Source organism: Microcoleus sp. CAWBG58 (genome assembly GCF_020883045.1).
Taxonomy (GTDB): Bacteria; Cyanobacteriota; Cyanobacteriia; order Cyanobacteriales; family Microcoleaceae; genus Microcoleus.
Genome location: NZ_JAHRFA010000018.1, coordinates 87,076 through 104,756, shown reverse-complemented (window position 1 = coordinate 104,756; position 17,681 = coordinate 87,076). Strand labels below are relative to the sequence as shown.

Annotated in this window: 15 protein-coding genes; 5 read left to right on the top strand and 10 right to left on the bottom strand. The window is 43.6% G+C overall.

What is annotated here, in order from left to right:
• Nucleotides 1-124 precede the first annotated feature (124 nt).
• A complete protein-coding gene (locus tag QZ918_RS10775) occupies nt 125-397 on the top strand; it encodes a WD40 repeat domain-containing protein (RefSeq protein ID WP_293334478.1) in 273 nt (90 codons plus the stop codon).
• On the opposite strand, the gene QZ918_RS10770 is transcribed toward QZ918_RS10775, so the two are convergent.
• From QZ918_RS10770 to QZ918_RS10755, 4 genes are all read right to left on the bottom strand, one after another.
• Nucleotides 374-2,092 (bottom strand): helix-hairpin-helix domain-containing protein, encoded by a 1,719-nt coding sequence (locus QZ918_RS10770; protein WP_293334475.1) that lies wholly within the window; start codon nt 2,090-2,092, stop codon nt 374-376. The genes QZ918_RS10775 and QZ918_RS10770 overlap by 24 nt on opposite strands.
• On the bottom strand, nt 2,085-2,864 hold the full coding sequence (locus QZ918_RS10765) for an endonuclease (protein WP_293157882.1): 780 nt from the start codon (nt 2,862-2,864) through the stop codon (nt 2,085-2,087). The genes QZ918_RS10770 and QZ918_RS10765 overlap by 8 nt, the downstream gene beginning before the upstream one ends.
• Nucleotide 2,865: 1 nt before the next feature.
• Nucleotides 2,866-5,529 (bottom strand): DNA polymerase III subunit alpha, encoded by a 2,664-nt coding sequence (locus tag QZ918_RS10760; RefSeq protein ID WP_293334472.1) that lies wholly within the window; start codon nt 5,527-5,529, stop codon nt 2,866-2,868.
• Between the two features lie 165 nt (nt 5,530-5,694).
• Nucleotides 5,695-6,114: a lysozyme inhibitor LprI family protein gene (locus QZ918_RS10755; RefSeq protein WP_293334469.1), complete on the bottom strand. Its 420-nt coding sequence runs from the start codon at nt 6,112-6,114 to the stop codon at nt 5,695-5,697.
• 239 nt (nt 6,115-6,353) lie between these two features.
• On the opposite strand from QZ918_RS10755, the gene QZ918_RS10750 reads away from it, so the two are divergent.
• Nucleotides 6,354-8,300: a WD40 repeat domain-containing protein gene (locus QZ918_RS10750; protein WP_293334466.1), complete on the top strand. Its 1,947-nt coding sequence runs from the start codon at nt 6,354-6,356 to the stop codon at nt 8,298-8,300.
• Nucleotides 8,301-8,571: 271 nt separating this feature from the next.
• On the opposite strand, the gene QZ918_RS10745 is transcribed toward QZ918_RS10750, so the two are convergent.
• Both QZ918_RS10745 and QZ918_RS10740 read right to left on the bottom strand, forming a co-directional pair.
• The gene (locus QZ918_RS10745) at nt 8,572-8,877 is read right to left on the bottom strand and encodes a DUF3593 domain-containing protein (protein WP_293334487.1); all 306 of its coding nucleotides are present in this window, start codon (nt 8,875-8,877) and stop codon (nt 8,572-8,574) included.
• Nucleotides 8,878-9,081: 204 nt separating this feature from the next.
• Entirely contained in the window at nt 9,082-9,390 is a 309-nt protein-coding gene (locus QZ918_RS10740; RefSeq protein ID WP_293334464.1) for a DUF2499 domain-containing protein, read from the bottom strand.
• Between the two features lie 113 nt (nt 9,391-9,503).
• Here QZ918_RS10740 and csaB point away from each other — a divergent pair, with 113 nt between their 5' ends.
• The 3 genes from csaB to trmB all read left to right on the top strand — a co-directional run bounded on the left by csaB (nt 9,504) and on the right by trmB (nt 12,288).
• The gene (csaB, locus tag QZ918_RS10735) at nt 9,504-10,550 is read left to right on the top strand and encodes a polysaccharide pyruvyl transferase CsaB (RefSeq protein ID WP_293334461.1); all 1,047 of its coding nucleotides are present in this window, start codon (nt 9,504-9,506) and stop codon (nt 10,548-10,550) included.
• 140 nt (nt 10,551-10,690) lie between these two features.
• The gene (locus QZ918_RS10730) at nt 10,691-11,407 is read left to right on the top strand and encodes a Uma2 family endonuclease (protein ID WP_293334458.1); all 717 of its coding nucleotides are present in this window, start codon (nt 10,691-10,693) and stop codon (nt 11,405-11,407) included.
• Between the two features lie 248 nt (nt 11,408-11,655).
• Nucleotides 11,656-12,288, top strand: coding sequence for a tRNA (guanosine(46)-N7)-methyltransferase TrmB (trmB, locus tag QZ918_RS10725; protein ID WP_293334455.1), 633 nt, complete (start codon nt 11,656-11,658; stop codon nt 12,286-12,288).
• Nucleotides 12,289-12,721: 433 nt separating this feature from the next.
• Here trmB and QZ918_RS10720 read toward each other — a convergent pair whose 3' ends face one another.
• The 4 genes from QZ918_RS10720 to QZ918_RS10705 form a co-directional block, all read right to left on the bottom strand.
• Entirely contained in the window at nt 12,722-13,912 is a 1,191-nt protein-coding gene (locus tag QZ918_RS10720) for a lipase family protein (protein ID WP_293334452.1), read from the bottom strand.
• A gap of 265 nt (nt 13,913-14,177) precedes the next feature.
• Complete coding sequence (locus QZ918_RS10715; protein WP_293334449.1) at nt 14,178-15,011, bottom strand: Uma2 family endonuclease; 834 nt, start codon at nt 15,009-15,011, stop codon at nt 14,178-14,180.
• A gap of 22 nt (nt 15,012-15,033) precedes the next feature.
• Entirely contained in the window at nt 15,034-15,663 is a 630-nt protein-coding gene (locus tag QZ918_RS10710; protein WP_293334446.1) for a hypothetical protein, read from the bottom strand.
• 205 nt (nt 15,664-15,868) lie between these two features.
• Nucleotides 15,869-17,383: a dolichyl-phosphate-mannose--protein mannosyltransferase gene (locus tag QZ918_RS10705; protein WP_293334443.1), complete on the bottom strand. Its 1,515-nt coding sequence runs from the start codon at nt 17,381-17,383 to the stop codon at nt 15,869-15,871.
• Nucleotides 17,384-17,681: the final 298 nt, after the last annotated feature.

Genomic DNA, 17,681 nt, shown 5'->3' with positions numbered 1-17,681 from the left:
TTTAAGTTCGTGTGTTTTTTGAGCTTAACGTAAAAAGTGCCTTTTTTTTGCATTTTCGGTGAAAATTCCAGAGACTTTTTGTCTCTGCTCGGGGAGAGTCCCTGTTCCAAAACTGTCCGAAGTATTGACCGTAAAATTGTGGAATCCCGATACCGGGGAATTGATTAATACTTTGAGCGGCCATTCTGATGAGGTGATATCGGTGGCTATCAGTCCCGATCGCGAAACTATGGCTAGCGGCAGTCGAGATGGTACAGTTAAACTCTGGAACTTGCAAACAGGCGAATGTTTGTGCAGCTTAGTTGGGCGCAATCCGGTGGCTTTTAGTCCTGACGGTCAAACTTTAGTCACCGGTGGCGATGGGGATGAAATGTTAATTTGGCGGGCGTTTGTTTAGTTGGGCGAGATAACTGAGATACTGGGAAATGCGATCGACATCTGCGTCAAGCAAGCGATTGGCCCAAGAATATATCTTAAGTTGCGATCGCATTTCCCGAAATATTGCAGCATCCCCGCGACTGTCGAGAGGGAAAACCCAAGCATCAAATCCCGCCGACTTGAGACGGCTAACAGCGCCATCGCCATCTTGTACCCACAATTGACGCTTGATGCGAAGCGGTTGACAGCAATATTCACCGACAACGATTCCCCCCACCGAAACGCTAGCATCCTCTCCACGATTAGAAAGTTCTTGCAAAATAGCTTTCAGCGAATTGAGATTTTTGGCATCTTGCACCTGCGACGGTGTAAACTTGACAATCACCATTTCTGTAACTTCCACTGGTTTTGTCGATCGTCCAAAGTTGACCGGTTGATTCGCCCAAGAATTTTGTATTTCCGGTTGATTCCCCCAAGAATTTTGTGTTTCCGATGGCGCCACCCAAGAATTTTGTGTTTCCGATGGCGCCGCCCAAGAATTTTGTATTTCCGATGGCGCCGCCCAAGAATTTTGTGTTTCCGGTAGTGGGCTCTCGATTTCCTCTGTAACCTCTGGTGTTGCTACAGGCTTTGCAGTATCTACAATGATCTGAATTTCCTCGCCATCCTTCTCAATTTTCCCACTAATCTGTAAGATAGCATTCTCTGTAATATGCTGTTTAACTTCTTCATAACTCTTGGGAAACACAACAGCTTTGATTTGGTGTGTCAAATCTTCTAACTGCAAAATTGCCATCGCATCGCCTTTTTTTGTCACTACAAGTTTGATAGCATTGAGCATGACAATAACGGATACTTTACCCTTTTTCTCTGCCAACTGTGCGAGAGTCACCACATCTGGATCTTGATTGGATTGAAGCAGAAACTTGAGGGGATGCTCTGATACATAAAAACCCAGCAATTCTTTTTCTAAACGCAATTTTTCCTGCGTGTCAAAATCTTTCACAGTTTTTGATTTTGGGGCCGAATCATAGGTATTCGCCGACTTAGCAAAGCTGTTCCCACCTAACAAGTCAAACAGATTACCTTGACCGCTTTCCCGATCTTTTTTGCGGTCTTGGGCCCATTTCATCACCCCTTCAAGGTCGTTTATTAATTGACGGCGGTTGGGTGCGATTTTGTCAAAAGCACCACAGTGAATCAAGGCTTCTAGGGCGCGGCGGTTGACAGAATGTAGATTTACGCGATCGCACAAATCTGGTAAAGACTTAAAATGACCCCCTGACCTGCGCGCCTCCAAAATATTCTCAATTGCCCCTTCACCAACATTTTTAACTGCCGAAATCCCAAACAAAATTTTATGTTTTTCGGCTTTTGTCATCTCCATCGGCAATGGCGTAAAAGTAAGTTCAGAACCATTAATATCAGGTGGCTCAACGTCAATCTTCAGCTTGATACAATTAGCAATATATCTCTGTACTTTCTCCTGATCGCCTCGGTTAGCTGTCAGCAGTGCAGCCATGTATTCAACAGGAAAATTTGCTTTTAAATAAGCAGTTTGATAAGTGATATAGGCATAGGCCATTGAATGGGATTTATTAAAGCAGTTAGATGCAACTAGACTATTTTCTAGAATAAAATTGTGGTCTTTTTCAACACCTATGTCATATACCTCTTGAGTTCCTAGAGATTTGCGACTAATAATTTTAACCATGTTTATAACTCCTTAGAATAGCCTCAATTTTAGTTTTCTTTCGTTGCAGTCCCAATTGGGGATACTGATATACAAAATCATAAAATGCTTGTATGTTTTTTCGACTAAATATTCTCCAATAATAAACTTTTTTAAATATATGCTCTTGTACAGAACCCATGCCTAGGTGCATTGATAGTTCGCAGGCAAGTTCAAAGGAACCAACGATGCACACTAAACCACCACTTCTACCCTTGTTTAGATAAGCACAACCATCACCATCAAAGTAGCCTAACACATAAGACCCTAAATATTTTGATATCGGGAAATAAGTAACTCCCGAAAAAGTCCTTCCTGCTATGATACCGTAACCGCGTAAAGAGTTTGCCAGTTGTTCAGAAGAAAAATTTATTCGGTAGTGAGGAGCATAATTTTGAAGCTGAATAACTCTAATTTCGCCAGAGTATTGTAGCTCTATACTCAGCATTTCTGTAAGTTCCTTGTCAATAGATTCAAAAGCTATATAATTAGTGCTAGTAACGCAGCCATCAGCAGCTATCAAGCCTAACAAATAAGCTTTAGAGTGAGAGTCAATTACATCAAAATAGTTTTCATTTAAAGAATAGCGATTTCGCCGCTTAGTATTAATATCAGCTTCTTTTAAAACTCTTGAAACCGCTCTCTCGCTCACACCAAGGTAGTTAGGAATTTCTCGGCATTCCATGCCATCATTAAAAGCAGAAATAATCTTTTGCTTATTTTCAGATGTTAGTTTGCGATAGTCTAAATACATTTTATATATCTAATAGAGGGTTGATTTGTTTTAATTCTAATCCTTTTTCAAAGATTATATCAATGGGCAGCATTTGACCGTCAGCAGTCATAAACTTGTGATCTTTTGTAGCGCGAATTATCGAGCCATCTTCGAGACAATACTCAAAAACCTCCTGCATTCCCCGGCGATGCCACTGTGCAATTGGCTGTGTGTAAATATAACCATTACTATCAACACTGTAAACTGTGCACTGAATTTGTTCCTCAACAATTTTACCAATTGCCATCGGCCCATATTCCACCGTCAATATCTGCGTGTCATAGCTCAAGCAATATTCCGCGAATTGTAGCATCTGCCCAAACAACTCTTCGGCAATTCTTTGAGTGACACCATTTTTAGTTGCCCCATCAATAAATGTTTCCTTTTGCTTCTGCATTTCATCAGCCTTCTTCTTGCCCATGGCGCGGCGCAGCAAATCAGCTTGCCCTAAAGAATAGCCCGCCAAATCTTGAGCCATCCGCATAATTTGCTCTTGGAAACAAAGCGTTCCATAGGTCTCTTTCAAAATCGGTTCTAACAGCGGATGGTCGTATTTAACCACTTCTCTGCCGTGTTTGCGATCGATAAATTGTGGAATCAAACCAGCATCCAGCGGGCCGGGACGATAAAGCGCCAGAATAGAAGAAATATCATCCAGACAAGAAGGTTTGATTTTTTTTACTACATCCAGCATCCCAGAAGATTCTAGCTGAAAAATACCTTCTAAATCTCCTTTTTCTAATAGTTGATAAGTCTTTGCTACATCACCGGGTAACTTGTTGTTCCTAGTAAATGTCTCTTGAGCTCTGCGTTCTATGTCAGAAGGTAAGCCTTCAGCATTGATAGTTATATCTTGAGTTTGCTTAACATAATCAACAGTTTTTTGGAGAGTCGTTAAATTTTTGAGTCCCAGAAAGTCCATTTTGAGTAACCCCAAAAATTCCAAGTCTTCCATAAAATATTGGGTGATTACAGCACCATTTTCATTCTTTTGCAGGGGCACAATTTCATCAAGGGGGATGGAAGAAATCACCACGCCGGCGGCATGAACACCATAGGTTTTGTTAGTTCCTTCAATGCGAATTGCCATGTCAATCCACTGACGCACTGGGACTTCTGTGCCAGTTTCCGCATTAGTACAAATAGTATTTTCGTAGTTAGTTTTAAATTCCTGTGCCGGTGTTGCATCGGAAATCATTACTTTGAGTTTTTCCGGTTTCCCCCGCGATACTGGAATCATTTTCGCCATCTCATCGGCTTTTTTGTAGGGAATACCTAAAACTCTGGCAACATCTTTCAAAACAGCTTTTGATGTCATCCTGTTGAAAGTAATAATTTGCGCTACGCGGTCTGTACCATATTTGTCTGTAACATATTTAATCATATCGTCCCGTCTTTCGATGCAGAAATCGCTATCAATATCTGGCATCGATTTACGTTCGGGATTGAGAAATCTCTCGAATAGTAGTCCGTGGTGTACAGGGTCTATGTTTGTAATGTTGAGGACATAAGCAACTAAAGAACCTGCCGCAGAACCACGTCCTGGCCCGACGGGAATATTGTTGTCTCTAGCATATTTCATGTAGTCCCAAACCACTAAAAAATATTCAGAGAAACCCATCTGCTGAATCATTTTTAGCTCATATTCTAGTCTTTGTTTGTAGACGGGGGGGATTTCATTTCTGGTACGGGCTTTGAGTCTTTCTAATAATCCTAGCCAAGATATTTCTTCTACATAGGTATCGGCGGTATGTTCTGGGGGAATTGGGATTGTGGGAATCCGAGCTTCTCCTGTTAGATCGTATCTTGATACTTTGTTTGCTACTTCTAGGGTGGTTTCGATCGCCTCTTTGATGGTTTCATCATCCAAATGGTCTCGAAATAGTTGCGCCATCTCCATAGCAGACTTCAGATATTCTGTGCCGCTGTAGCGCATCCGCTTTTCTTCTTCAATCAGTTTGTTGGTGTTGATGCACAACAAAGCATCGTGAGCTTCTACGTCGTTGCAGGAAATATAGTGAGAATCATTGGTGGCAATTATTTTAATATTGAATTCGCGGGCAATTTTGACGATTTCAACATTAACCATCCGGTCTTCTTGGGAACCGTGGTCTTGAATTTCTATATAATAGTCTTCTCCAAATACTTCTTTATACCATTTGGCAACTTCGCGGGCAGTATCTAGCTTGTTTTGCAGAATCATTTGGGGAACTTCGCCACCCAAACAAGCGCTGGTAACAATTAAACCTTCGGAGTATTGTTTGAGGAGTTCTTTGTTGATGCAAGGACGGGCAAAAATACCTCTTTCGGGCATTCCTTTTAAATGGGAAATTGTGGTAAGCTTTACTAAGTTTTTATAACCTTGCGTATTTTTAGCTAAGACAACTTGATGGTATTTTCTTCTACCTCGAACTTTGACTTCGATGTCGCCGTTGACGACATACATTTCATTGCCAATGATGGGCTTGATATTTTTATTTCGGCAAACTTTGATGAGTTCGATCGCACCATACATCACTCCGTGGTCTGTAAGGGCGATCGCGGGCATCCCCAATTCTACCGCGCGATCGGCTAGCTGCTGTAGCTGAGATGCCCCGTCTAGCAGGCTGTAATCGCTGTGAATGTGCAAGCCAACGAAAGACATAGCGATTTTATATTGTAGATTTTAGATTTTAAATCTTACACCATTGGCGTGTCAAAGGATAAAATAAAAAACAAAGCTTATTATCACTTTTGAGATAATTTGGACTAGGGGGTTTGATACCGCATAACATGAGTTTGCTGTGAAACTGATGATTTAACTGCACTTTTATAAACTAGCTTGTTCTAAATAACGCTGCAAATCTTTAATCCGTTCTTGTGTCACTCTGGCTTTGCAATAACCGTAGGTAGGAGCAGCCAAAGTTCCGCCTTCAAACACCCCCGCTTCATAATCGCAAGATTCATCTCGAAACTTGAGCCAACTGCGCTGTGCCACAGTCAATCTTTGCTTTTGTTTGCTGTTAAGTTTTGGTTGAAGTTGCTGGTATAATTGATTGAGTTTTTTGTCTGCTGCCTGAAACTCTTGGGTGGAACACACATTCTGATCGAGTGTCGTTTGAGGACTTTTACAGTTAACCTGTTGGGCGAGTTTTAAGGATGTGTTCCTAGCTTGACCCGGAAGTAAAGATGTGGCTCTCAACAAAAGTAAACTCGCTGCCAATGTTGTCCCAATAGTGATACTTTTCAAAGGAGTTCTCCTTTTGATAGTTGACTGTTAGCTGTTAAAATAATTATCGCTATTGCACATTTTACCAGATGGCGCGGGGGCGATCGGATCTATTGATGTTAAGTTTATTCACAAATTATAGCCGTCTCAAAAATCCGCTGTTATCTTAAACGCATCAGGCAAAAAGGCATCTTACAAAAATTCGAGCTTAAGAATTCAAGTTGGTAGGTACGAATAAACTTAACAGCGAGGTATATGCCATGGTAAACGAATCTTCTCAACCCAAACCAGGCGATGCAGTCCTTGGCGGTCAAAATCCACCCCCGATTAACGCAGCAGTTTTAGGAGGAATAGAAGGAACAAAACAGCGCTGTGCAAGTCCAGATGTTCAAGCCCGAATTGCTGGACTGCGAGAAGCAGTTAAATATGGAGAAGCAGGCATAGAATTGCTGGTGCATGGCTTGAAAGATGAAGTGTCAGAAGTCGGGTATGTTGCCTATTCTTTGCTACAGGAAAATGCAGAGCCAGAATTGAAAAGGGTGCTGGAAATAAATAATCCTTGCCCGCTATGGTGCGTTCGTAATATTCCTGTAATACGACTAATACGACAAGTTAGCTCTGTAATCCTCAGCCCCAATTTGCAACTCCTTGCTACTTGGTACAGCGACTCTAAAACCATCAACCTGTTGGATGTAGAGACAGGTACTGTTAAAACTACTCTCACTTTGGATTCAAGATATACTTACCCGATAGCCTTTAGCCCCAACGGGAAACTCCTTGCCAATGTTAATGTTAGTGACAAAATCATCAAGCTGTGGGATGTAGAGACGGGTACACTCGTAAGTATTTTCACTGGGCCTTCAGTGGGGTGTTCATCTGGTATTGACTCCGTAGCCTTCAGCCCCAACGGTCGATTCTTTGCCAGTGCCAGTGAATATGAAACGATCAAGCTGTGGAATATAAAGACGGGTACAGTCATAACTACTTTCACTGGGCATTCATCTTATGTTTACTCCGTAGCCTTCAGCCCCAACGGTCAACTCCTTGCCAGTGGCAGTCGAGACGGAACCATCAAGCTGTGGGATATAGAGACGGGTACACTCATAACTACTTTCACTGGGCATTCATCTTATGTTTACTCCGTAGCCTTTAGCCCCAACGGGAAACTCCTTGCTAGCGGTAGTCAAGACAGAACCATCAAGCTTTGGGATGTAGAGACAGGTACGCTTAAAACTACTCTCACTGGGCATTCAAGGTTGGTTAAATACGTAGCCTTTAGCCCCAACGGACAACTCCTTGTCAGTGCCGGTGAAGATAAAAAAACAAAAAGAGTGGATGCTGCAGGTGATTCCTTTACCATTAATGGGCAACTGGAACTCCCTGACAATTCCTCTGGGATCTCAACCGTGAAGCTGTGGGATTTAGAGACGGGTACACTCATAACTACTCTTGCGTCGGACTCTCTTTTCTCCCCATCATTCAGCCCGAACGGGCAATTCCTTGCCACTTATTCGTCTGACTCTGACAGCAACAAAACCATCAAGCTATGGGTAGCAGATTTTTGCAATCCAGAGCGATCCGATCCAGTTGCTATATTCCACAGCTTCATGAAAATCAAGCAACCTCAAAACTCTAGTTTATACCAAGCTTTTCAAGCACTCAATCGCGGAACCAAGGCAGAACAAAAGGCTGCATTTTCACAACTTCAAAGTAGCCAAGAACCTGCGATCGAAGCAGCATTGCGGTTATATATCAATGAACTAGATCCGAAGGGAGATGTTACCTATAGCAGGCTGAAATATTTACTGGACATTAAGCAATGGCTATCAGCTCAGGAGGAAACTGAAGATATTCTAATTCAGCTATCAGGTTGTCCCAAAGGCACAGCTATTAGCGAAATTCTCCAATCAGAATTGACTCAAAGTGGCAAATCATATTATGGCAACAGTTACCGTTATGTAAAACGAAAAATATCAACTGATGAATTACGTTTTATATACGAGATTTGGCAAAAATCGGTCAAGACCAGTTCTTTATCGAGTGAGGGTGCAGTGACCCCCGATTTTTTGGTAAGTTTGAAGGGTCGTCTCAACCACATTATCAGTGAAGATGAGGAGGGAGACAAAAATTACAAGAGGTTTCAATCGCAGGAGCAGGAAGAGCGTGAGGCCGAGAATGCAAGGGCGAGCTACGCCCGCGATAGATAGTAACAATTAACTGATTCGGCAGGACACAACAATTGTGGCGATAATTCTTGAGAATCAATGTTCACAGGATTTACGCATCACCACCACAGAAACCGGGTTTTTGCCGAATCTGTCAGTCATAGCGAAATTATCGCAAAAAAACCCGGTTTCTCACAACGCGGACTCGCATCACCATCAAAGAAACCGGGTTTTTGGCCGAATCTTTCGGCTGTAGCGAAATTCTGGCACAAAAACCCGGTTTCTCACTACCCGTGCGTAACTCCTGAAACTCTTAACTCTCTTCTGACGATGATTCTTTAGCTTTAATCACCGCTTCCCGAAATCCTAAAACTAATAAGATATTGGAAAATGTCAAGAATGATTCCGCCGCCCCGTGCAGCCAATCGATGTTTGCCAGGGATTCGTTGTAGGCAACTTTTGCATAAATTCCCGCTGGAATCGTGACGGCAACAAAAACTAAAGTGCCGTAAAATCCAATTAGTGCTAAACGCGGTGTTTTCCCCGATTTAGTCAAAAACCAGAGAAATCCCAAGTAGGGAAACAGAGACAAGGCAAATAGAGTTTCTTTGGAAAGCATTGTTAATGGGGAATGGGGAATGGGGAATGGGGAATAGGGAATAGGGCATTGGGCATTGGGCATTGGGCATTGGGCATTGGACATTGGCATTGGGCTGGCGTTGCTAATTGATAGTAAATAACAAATAACAAATAACAAATAACAAATAACAAATAACCAATGACAACTGTCAACTGACAACTGACAACTGTCAACTGTCAACTGTCAACTGTCAACTGACTCCTGAGCCGATCGCCAAATCCACCAAGCCGCCGCACATAATGTAAAATTGCCGGCGAGAGTCATCGCCGCTTGTAGAGTAACCATCCATTCTAGGGCTAAGGAGTTGTCGAAATAGTGCCACGTACAGGCACACATGGCGCTGACGAGGGCTGGCAACATCCCGAAGGAAAGAGCCCGCCAAGCCGGATTTTGAGTGACTTCGCCGTAAGTCCAAATTAACCAAATGGCGGCAATCCACTCGATGACGCTAGAAATATGAATAATCCAGGTGGGAATTGACAAAGCGTGCATTTTTTGTATGTAAAGAAAGGTGCGAGATGTATTTTGTTGTTTAAAAAAGAATCTTTTGGTAACAATAATTAGGTATTGTAATAGTTATATTCGATTTCAAACAAAGAGTAGAAATGCGAGCAATTTTGTGCGGCTATTACGGAAAAGGCAACGGCGGCGACGAGGCGCTGTTGGCTTCGCTACTGCAAATGTTACCAGATGGCGTGACACCGATCGTCCTTTCTGGCAATCCTGTCGAGACACATCAGCGGTACGGAGTAGCTGCGCGCGATCGCATGAATGCGTTTGGTGTCCTCGATACACTCCGCAGCGCCGACGCGCTAATCTGGGGTGGCGGTAGTTTAATCCAAGACAGTACCAGCCTTGTCAGCCCTTTTTACTATGGTGGCTTGATGGGATTAGCGCAGCAGATGGGCTTAAAAACTGTGGCTTGGGCCCAGGGAATTGGCCCTTTAAATCGCGAGATTACTCGCAAGTTATCTCAGCGGTGTTTTGGTGGATGTACAGGCGTTAGCGTGCGCGATAAAGGCTCAGCTACCATACTTGCAGATTGGCAAATTCCATTTACATTAGCGCCGGATCCAGTGTGGGCTTTGGAAAATTCCCCTGTCTCCGGTTTGTGGGATTTGCCGTCGCCGAGAGTTGCAGTTTGTTTGCGATCGCACTCTACACTAACACCCGCCCGTTTGTCAATCCTAACTCAAGCTTTAGTTGACTTTCAAAAAGCCACTCGCACCTTAATTTTGCTGCTGCCTTTCCAAGCTTCCCACGACTTAGAAATTGCCAAACATTTGCACGAAGCACTGCCGCAAAGAAGTCGCATCCTCAGTTTAGACGATCCGAGAAAGTTGAAAGGAGTTTTCCGGGGAGTCGAAATGGCGATCGGGATGCGCTACCACAGTTTAATTATGGCAGCATCCGAAGAATGTCGCTGTTTTGCCCTCAGCTACGATCCCAAAGTCACCCAATTGATGGATGAGTTAGAAATGCCGGGATACTTATTATCAGAATTGCCAGAAGATCCGTATTTAATCAGCAAAACCTGGATGGATCACTATGCCAACGGCGCCGCACTATCGCCAGACAGGATAAAATTTATTGTAGGGCGATCGCTCTTTCATAAGGAAGTATTGCAAACAGCACTCCAGCAGTCTCAGTAAACAGTTGACAGTTGACAGTTGACAATTGACAGTTGATAGCGCAATTGTGCGATCGATCGGGATTTAAACGAAGTCCTAAAAACTTTCCGCCGACTTAGGCGGGGATGCTGACTCTATTTTTTAGTAAGAGGTAAAATACTATGACAGTCAGTACCGCCGACTTAAAAATCACTTGGGAAAAAATGCCAGAGCCTTTCATTTTAGAGGAAAGACCTGCCGCAAATATAGATCGACCCCTACTCGCCGCCGCCTTGCGCGAAATCCTAGAAATTGCGGGGCTAATGGTACAAGGAATATTAGTTGCTCCAAATATGGGAATTTGCGCGACAATGGACAACAAAACAGTTGTCAAAGCGCCAGATTTGTTTTATGTTCGCAATGTACAACCGCTTCCCGCCCCGGAGGTTCGCCGGATTTACACCCCCAACTTAGAAGAAAAAGAGGAAATTCCTGCGATCGTCATGGAGTTTTTAGGAGCAACTGAGGGCGACGAATATTCAGCTAAACCAACTTATCCCCCCGGCAAATGGTTTTTTTACGAACAAGTATTGCGAGTGCCAATCTATGCGATATTTGAACCGGCCTCCGGAGTTTTAGAAGTCTACCAGTTGGATTCATCAGGAAAGTATCAAATACAGCAACCAGATGCAAATGGGCGTTATTGGGTTGCCGGAATTGGCTTATTTCTGGGTGTTTGGCAGGGAACAAAAGCCGAAAGAACCGGATATTGGCTGCGCTGGTGGGATGAAAGCGGACAAATGTTATTGTGGGGTGCAGAAATGGTAGAAAGGGAACGGCAGCGAGCCGATCGACTAACCGCACAATTAAGAGCAGCAGGCATTGAACCAGAAGCCTAAGGTACAGTAATTATATAGCCTTTCTCAAAAAGATGAGGTATGGCTGACAGCTTACATAACCGCTGAAATCAAGAGGGCTGAAGCCCAACAACGTACCTCATCTTTGTGAAAACCGCTATATCCGGTTTGTAGTGAGGACTTCAGTCCTCTCCGGTTTGTACTGAGGACTTCAGTCCTCTCTCTGACTTTTAATTGATTAGGACTAAAGTCCTTACTACGAACAAAATTACATTCAGGAGACAGCAAAATTGGCAAGAGTTAGAGTGCGGGAACACGTAAATCCCCTATCAATGAGATATCGAACATCCGCCAGTGCTCCAGATTGGACGAAAATATATAGCGACTTAAATTTGCCACTGCATTTAGATATCGGCTGCGCCAGAGGCAGGTTTTTGTGGCAAATGGCGCAAGTACAAACGGATTGGAATTTTCTCGGATTAGAAATTCGGGAACCTCTGGTGGATGAGGCAAATCTTTGGCGCGACGAAAAAGGCTTGACAAATCTGCACTATTTGTTTTGTAATGCGAATAGTTCGCTAAAACCAATTTTAGAAACTTTGCCCGCTGGTACTTTGCAGCGAGTCAGCATCCAATTTCCCGATCCGTGGTTCAAGAAAAAGCACCACAAGCGGCGAGTCGTACAGCAGGAATTAGTCGGCGAGTTGGCGACTTATCTGGCTGTTGGCGGTGAAGTGTTTATTCAATCGGATATTGAGGAAGTAGAAGTCGAAATGTGCGATCGCTTTTCATCTCATCCTAGCTTTAAACGCACAAATAACAGTGAATGGTTAGCAGAAAATCCCATGCCCGTAGCCACTGAAAGAGAAATTGCTACTCTCAAACGCGGGGAACCAGTTTATCGGGCAGTGTTTCACAAATAAAGGGTATCAATAAAAGCTAATTTAATGTAATACTATGTCCGGGGACTTCCCTCCGCAACGCTGGGGATGCAATCTCTAAAGGTTCGTAGTGAGGACTTTAGTCCGCAGAAAGAAGGACTAAAGTCCTCACTACAAACCAATCTTATTACGGTTGTTCGCAGTGTTTCACAAATAAAGGGTATCAATAAAAGCTAATTTAATGTAATATTATGTCCGGAGAATTCCCTCCGCAACACTGGGGACGCAATCAATCTCTAAAGGTTCGTAGTGAGGACTTTAGTCCGCAGAAAGAAGGACTAAAGTCCTCACTACAAACCAATCTTATTACGGTTGTTCGAGGAGACAGGATCTAGAATATAATGTCGAGCTGCGGACTTCGTTTGTTTGGCGTGCGAATTCTATTCGCCTGGAGTATTCGCTATTAGCTACAAACTTATTTTAACCCGGAATTGGGAGAAGTTCGGGGTTTGTTGGTTTCGACTTGTTTGTCGATCGCACTTCTGTAACTATCCACCACATGATTCGGCATCACATCCCCATTCGGCGCCAAAAAAGCCCACTCCTCACCCACGTGCACGTATTCAGTCTTAAAGAACACCGTAAAAGGCACCAGCGTAATAGGATCCGCCAAATTTACCACACGATAGCTGTTCGGTACAACTCGATTGTGATCCCTCGCAAACACCGGATCGCCCACCCTCGGACTGCCATAAGTATACAACTGCACCTGCTGTTTCAACCGAGGAACATTTACCGCAATGTCGATCGCAGCCAAAGTCGCGATCGCAGCACCCAAACTGTGGCCCGATACATAGCAAGGAACCGACGGATTCAGCTTTTTGGCAATGTCCAGCGTTTGAGTGGCAATATTGCTGTAGATGGTTGAAAAACCGGGATGAATTTTACCGTAGGACTTACTGAAAACCTTACTTTCTTTTGTAGCGTAGACAGCATTGATATTGAGTACCCATTCGATAGTTCTTTGGGTACCGCGAAAGACAATAATATTGTGTTTTTTTGAACTGAGGACAAAACCAAAATAAACCGGGATTTTGCGATTAATTTTCACAACCTCCTTCGCTGTATTTTTTATAACTTTTTCCGCAGTATCTACATTTTTGCCGATCGGATCGGTTTCCCTATTTGGGGAAGCCGCCTGCTGGGGAATTTCTACCTCGACTTCTTCGGAGATATTGGCTTCTTCTCCTTTAATCGCCGCAACTAGAGTGTAGTCTTTCAACTTAGCCGTATAAGCTGGCAACGATTTAATGTTACCGTCATAGTGAGGCTCTACTTTGCCTTTGAGGTACTGCTGCGTTGCCAATTTGCTGCACAAAATCAGCAGTTTAGAAATCTCGCGGTTGTAGGGAATTGGTGGCGGAGATAGTTTGACAGATGCTTGAATTCGCCGCGATTCATTAATTTTTTTGGCATCAGCTTCTAAGGTTTTTAGGAAAATCCTATCGGCTTCTCTGTCGTTGAGTAAAGCTAAAACTTGTTTCTCGCGATCGCCCTTGGCTTTCCGGCGCAAATATTCCGGTATTGCGGTAGCTGCTGACGCCGCCGCCAATCCTCCTAGTAACAGTTGTCTGCGGGTAATTTTTGCAGGAATATACTTGGTCATATACTAACTCTAAATATCAATATAGCGGTTCTCAAAAAAGTCAGGTACGTTGTTGGGCTTTAGCCCTCTTATGTGTATAATATAGTAACCGAAGTCGCATGAAAAAATTCATTTATAGTCATACCTCATCTTACGCTCGAAAGACTATATCAAAAAACGGGTTTTTTACCTAATCTGCTGGCTGCAATCTAATGATTTTAATAAAAAACCCAGTTTCTCACCTCGTCCTTAATTGCTACTTTCCCACTGTCAACAAATGTTTCCCTCACAATTGCGGTTCAATTCCAGCCGATCGCAACTGAGCGCGCAATTGCTCTAATTCTTCTTGAGCGCGATCGGCCCTTTGCCGTTCTTGTTCAGCCCTTTGCCGTTCTTGTTCAGCCCTTTGCCGTTCTTGTTCAGCTATTTGTTGTTCTTCCTCAACTCTTTCAAAGCCAGTTAACAGCAAATTCCCTTCACTATCCCACCAGCGCAGCCAAGGTAAATCAACATTTTGATACCTTCCTTGCCAAATTCCTAATTCCACTCCTAATGCTGGAATAGGATAATGACCGCGATCGTTCGCAGTCATTAATTGATACCTATTTTCTATCAAGTGATAAACTTCAACACTCGCCTTACTCACTTCATAAATCCCGTAAAAAGCCGGACGGATCGCATTTTCATAAACCCAGAATTTTCCCGGCTTAGTTTCCTGTTGCCCAGAGCGCAACAAAGGCGTTCTGTCCCGTTCTTGGGAACCATTTCCCGATACAAACTCTAACACAATTAACGGTGCGACAAACTCTTGCCACATCACATAAGAACGGCGCAATTGACCGTCAAGTGTTGGCGGGACATTTGGCACATAAAACCAGTCCGGTGCTTCTGAACCCTTTTCTAGGGGGTCTGTCAATCGCCAGTAAATACCACTATCTTGACCGATACAATAATCAGCATCTGGATGAATGCTTTGGAGGATCGGAGTAATAGAATCAGTTAAGAGAATGCTTTGGGGATGTTCTTGAAAGTTTTTCACAAAAGTGCCGTCGGATTCTGGTAGCTGAGTGTGATCCGGCCAACCTCCGGGGTTGTTTTCTACATCTAGTGAGAATTTCATGGTTTTATTTTGGTTGCAGGTATTAATGAAGAATGTCTTTAATTTTTTCCTGAAACTCCTCTTGAGTTATTTTACCATTTATCAAGTCATCAGTCAGGGATTTAATCGAATTTTCTGTTACTTGAGCTGGAGAGGCGATCGCCCCAATATTTGCCTCAAACAAAGCCGCCCCTTCCGGTTGAGAACTATCGAAAACTTCCTTGAGTTCCGCTGCATCCATTTGGCGGCCGCTAGCATAATAAAGGTGCGTCGCCTGTCCCACCCTCCAAGTCAGTGCAAACAGCGACGAAGCCATCGCAAAACCGCCCACAAACGGCACAAACACACCCAAACCATACATTGATATCCAAGCCATAAACGCCACCCAAAAAGAACCCAAACCCCCGAACAAATTGCCTCCGATCGCCAGCGCATCTTGACCTTTTGGATAGCCCCATTTTGCTCCAATATCCCGCATCATTTTTAACAGCAACACGCTCGCCACCAGCAGCGTCACCGTCATACTTCCCGGCAGCGGGTTGAGTCCCAAAATTGCAGATCCAATGGCATAATCTATAATCAACTCGCGGATTTCTTTGTTAATTTCGACAAGATTGGGCGATCGGGCGATCGCTACCATTTCCTCTGAGGTTTTTGGGGAGTTTTCAGACATAATATTTCGTCTTTATGAAACTCTATAAAAAGTCTTGTGGGACAGGCATCTTGCCTGCCCGATACAGGCTTTTATGGAGAGATACATTATAACCCAATACGCTTCATTTAAGATGGTCATTGCGAGGAACGAAGCAATCGCAGTGTCTATTTTTGATAGGTTTTCCCTGTTGGAATTTATTATTTCAAGCGTATTGTATTCTAACCTAAACCCAAGACGGCAGCCACATCCTAATTTTCCATTCCATTTGTGACAAAGGCAATCCCAAATAGAGAGGCATCCAGAAAATAAAAGCACCCAAAACCAGAAAAATTATTGTTACCCCCATCCCTCGGAGGCGAGTTTGTGGGCTGTGCAGCCACCTGTCAGTCCACCAAGCAAGTGCTAAAGCTGCAAACACAGAACAGCCCATATAATGGTACAAAAATACGCAGCGAGTCACCTTCACCCAAGGCAGCAAATTAGCAGCCCAATTAACTATTAAATATAACGCCAGCCACATTTCGGCAGTCGGCGGAAACAAAATCGGCCGCTGCTGTTCGATCGCCTCAACAGAAGCCACCCGACGCGTTTGCATCCACACTAAAACCCGGTGAACCAAAACTCCTATTACTAGCAGTAAAGCTAAGGTTGATAGCCACCAAAGAAAAGGATTACCCATCGCGTGCACGTCAAAAATTACCGGATTTACACCGCTTGGTAAAGGTGGCAAAACTGGATCTGATGGTGCATTGCTGCTAATACTTTTATAGAAATAGACGATCGGGCGCAGCATCAAAGGCCAACTGTACCACGCCGAACAGTAAGGATGCACGTCAGGCCCGCTTTTAATCCGCTGGTGATAAGTCAAAATTTCCGTTTGCATCTGCCAAAAGTTGGGAGTTGGATTGAGATGCAGGTGAGGAATCCAGGAGATGCTGTAAACTAAAATAGGAATCACAGCTAGACTCAAAATTACTTCTAAAAATTTGAGTTGAGTCAGTTTTTGTACGGGACTTTCCGGGGGCAAGAGAGCCGAATTTACTTCAGGGTTTTGCTGTTCATCTCCTCGGTTTCCCTGGATAAAACGCACCACCCACGCGCAGAACAAAATTAGATAAGTACCGAACAGAAACCACAAGCCGTTCCATTTAATAGCAGCAGAAGCGCCGAAACCTATTCCTGCTACCACCAGCCAAAGCCAGCGCTTTTTACCTTCTGCTTCTACGGATTTTAAAATAAATAGTTGTCCTAAGATTCCGAACAAAACTAGATAAATGTTGTTGAGCGCGTAGCGAGATTCAACTAAAAACAAACCGTCACAGGCGATAAATAAAGCAGCCAGAAAAGCAAAGGTGCGGCGCCGCACTAGCTGATAAGCCAGGGCTCCGACAACTAGGGGAATAAAAGAACCCGTCAGAGCATTCAGCCAGCGGTAATCCCAAGGGGAGAGCATTGAACCTGCTAGACTGTTGACGGCTGTTTTGCCGAAGGGGAGGTGAGTGCCGATCGCAATTCCGATCGCAATTATGTACTGACTCAGCGGCGGATGAGCGTTGAAAAAAGGCGTTTTGGTCAGATAATTGTTGGCAAACTTCGCGTAATAAACCTCGTCAAATACGAAGCTGTTAAATCGCTCCAGTTCCCAAAAGCGTAGAGTCAAAGAAAATAGGAACACACCGAGCATTCCTAGACCAAAAACAAGAGTGGATCTGTTGAATTGTTTTTTGTTGAGTTGCATAAAATAACCGAAAATAGTAGATGCTAGATTTGGGGGCGATCGCTAATTTAAAAATACTGAGTTGAGAATAGCTTAAAAACTATAATTATGCGTCATATCGTGTCCGGTCAATTGATCGTAATTCCTGTAGGGGCCGGTTCGCTTAGATATTTAACAAAAATGAGAGATTTTGTAAACCCGCCCCGGCCTCTAATAGCGATCGATCGGACATGATATCAGTCCTAGATTTGCCGATGTTGCCTCGTAATTAGCACGCAGCAAGGAAAATAGCAGATAACAAGGTGCGATCGACTATAAT